The organism is Nonomuraea sp. NPDC049784 (genome assembly GCF_040659615.1).
Classification (GTDB): Bacteria; Actinomycetota; Actinomycetes; order Streptosporangiales; family Streptosporangiaceae; genus Nonomuraea.
Genome location: NZ_JBFAMX010000969.1, coordinates 1 through 2,661, shown reverse-complemented (window position 1 = coordinate 2,661; position 2,661 = coordinate 1). Strand labels below are relative to the sequence as shown.

General features: G+C 76.4%; 2 protein-coding genes. Both read right to left on the bottom strand.

The genetic code is table 11. The annotated features are described in order from the left end of the window. Window positions 1-221, bottom strand: a 221-nt coding sequence (locus AB0J09_RS61840; RefSeq protein ID WP_360713443.1) for a lantibiotic dehydratase C-terminal domain-containing protein, incomplete at its 3' end; no start/stop codon positions are given. Then, window positions 218-2,661: lantibiotic dehydratase (locus tag AB0J09_RS61835; protein WP_360713441.1), on the bottom strand; the 2,444-nt coding region annotated here is incomplete at its 5' end. The genes AB0J09_RS61840 and AB0J09_RS61835, both read right to left, overlap by 4 nt.

The window sequence follows — 2,661 nt, the reverse complement described above, 5'->3', positions numbered from 1 at the left end:
CGCGCCGGGTCCGGCACCTCCAGCCGCAGGCGCACGTGCTGGCCGCCCTCCCAGTAGCGCAGGAAGAAGGCGCGGCGCGCCGTGCCGTCCGCCGCCAGCTCCTCCGTCACCGGGCCCACCACGTCGGTGATCAGCGGGTCGAGGTCGCCGAAATGGAACAGGTGCGCGCCGACCCAGCGGTCCTCGGCGCCACCGCCCGCGTCCGTCCGCGCCGCCGTCATCGGCGCGGCTGCGCGGAGAGCTGCACGACGTACTCGGTGACCCGCCCGCCGGCGCCGTACCTGGGCGCTTGGGAGGGGTCGGGCAGGGCCTCCTCGAGCACCAACAGCGCGCCGGGGTCGCGCAGCGTGCGCACGAACCCGGTCAGCAGCAGCATGTCGGTTACGTCCACGTACATTGGCTTGCGGTCCTTGCTCAGCAGCCCCACCAGCAGGCCGTGCCGGAGGTCCACCACCCGCGCGAAGAACCGCCGAGGCACCTCGTGCAGCGCCAGCCACTCGGCCAGCCTGGGCAGGTAGGCGGCCTCACCCTCGCCCTTGGCGGGCACCGGGAAGGCGCCGGCCCGTAGCCGCCAGACCGCCCGGGCGAGCGTCACCCGCCCGACGTCCATCCGCGGCCAGCGCTCCACCACGCCCTCGGCCGGCGCCTCGCCCCGGGTACGGAACACCCAGCCAGGCACCATCGCCGTGGACGGCTCGCCGAACGTCCGCATCAGGAACTGGAGCCAGGGAGGCAGCCAGTACTGGGCGGTCATACCCAGGTGGACCGGTCGGACCGGGCGGCCCGCACCGTCGAACAAGGTCAGCCGGTCGCAGCCGGGGTCGTAGCCGACCGTGAGGTCCGCCGGCGCGACGCGCGGAAGGTGCGCGTCGGGGGCGGTGAAGGGATGGTCGAGGGCGAGGTCGGCTGTGGCCGGGCGGACGTTGAGGCCGCCGCCGGCGAGCCCGCGGCACTCGGCCACCAGAACGTCGCCCTGCGCGGCCCGGAGTTCGGCGGCCGGCGGGGCCTCACCGCCTGCCAGGACGACCAGCCGGTGCAGCCGCGACAGGCCGCGCCCGTACCCGGCGGAGACGGAGTTGACGACCGCGCGCACACCGCCCGGTCCCGGCACGGCCTGCAGGTAACAGCAGATCGACCCCGGCGGCCGGACGAAGCTCGGCCAGTCCTCCGCCATGGCGGCCAGGCGGGCGGCGGTGAGGTCCACCACCGGCTCCCGGGCGCCGGGCCCCGCGCCGGCCCGCTCCCAGAAGCTCCGCCGCAGCTCGGTGAGCCGTACCAGGCCGGGTGGGGGCTCGGCGTCCGGCACCGCACGCGTGCCCGCGACCGGGTCGCGCAGCATGCCGCGCAGCAGCGCCCCGCCCTCGCCCGGCGCAGCCTTGTGGATCTCGCGGTAGAGGTCCAGGGCGGGGATCCGGCCGCCGGGGCCGTGCCGGTCCAGGAAGTACGCGGTGGCGGCGATCTTGACGGGCAGGTCGGGGTCGAACAGGCCGAGCAGCCCGCGCAGTGCGTCGAGGTCGTCGCACACTCCGCGCCAGGCCGCCGCGCTCAGCCGTCCCGCGACGCCGGGGATGACGGCACTGTGCCAGAGCAGGTTCTTGTCGGGCAGCGACGGCCCGGCCGGCAGCACCTCCCGCAGCGCCTCCCGCACGACCCCGGCCGCCTCCTCGCTGGCATCGGGGACGCCGTCGACCAGTGCCTCGGCGACCCGGCCGGCGGCCTGTGCGTACGGCGCCGGGCCGTCCTCCGCCAGCCACGACGCCAGCCGTCCCACCGGGTCGGCGCCCTGCTCGTCGTACGGCGGGACGAGCTCCAGCAGTCCCGCGTCGACCAGCGGCTCGATCCCCGGGGCGTCGGCGAGGGTGGCGAAGGACTGCCCGCGCACCCAGTCGAGGGCCTGCCGCACCGCGGGGCTCGCGGACACCCCGGACAGTGGCTCGCCGTGACCGGCGCTGAGGAACCAGATCCGGTCGCCGTCGTCGGCGGCGGACGGGTTGACGCGCAGCCGGGCCCGCTCCCGTACGCGCCGATGCCGGGTGAGCACCGCCCACAGCGGGCGCAGGACCGCCCGGTCCAGCTCGACCACGACGTGCCAGGACGGTTCACCGCCGGTCCGCACCGCGGGACCGTCCGCCTCCCACCGGCCCAGGCCGCTGAGTGTGAACGTGGCGTACGGGCTGGTCTTGACGGTCGCCCGGGCGAGGTAGCGGGCCAGCCGCAGCAGTTCCTGCCTTTCCGGCGGGCGGTCGGCGGGGCCGGCGAGCCAGGCGTCGAGGCGGCCGGCCAGCACCGGACTGCCCTGGGCCAGGCCGTGACGGAAACCGGCGTCGGACACCGCCTCGCGCAGCAGCGCCGTCTTCTCCCGCGACTCCTCCGCCAGTACGGAGGGCAGCGCCGCGCGCAACTCCTCCGCGCGGCGCCTCAGGGCTGTCCACGTGCCGACCCGGGCGGCCAGGTCCGCGGGGAGGGCTGCCAGAACGTCGGCGGACGCGGCCGCGCCGCTCGGGCGGCGTCCGGAGAACACCGCGCGCCGCAGCGCCACCAGCCCGGACTTGAGAGGGCCGGCCGCCACGTCGCCGATCACATCGTGCAGCGGATCGGACAGATCCGCGCCCTCCCGCCGCAGCCAGGCCGAGACGTTCGCGAGCTCGTCCACCAGCCGCC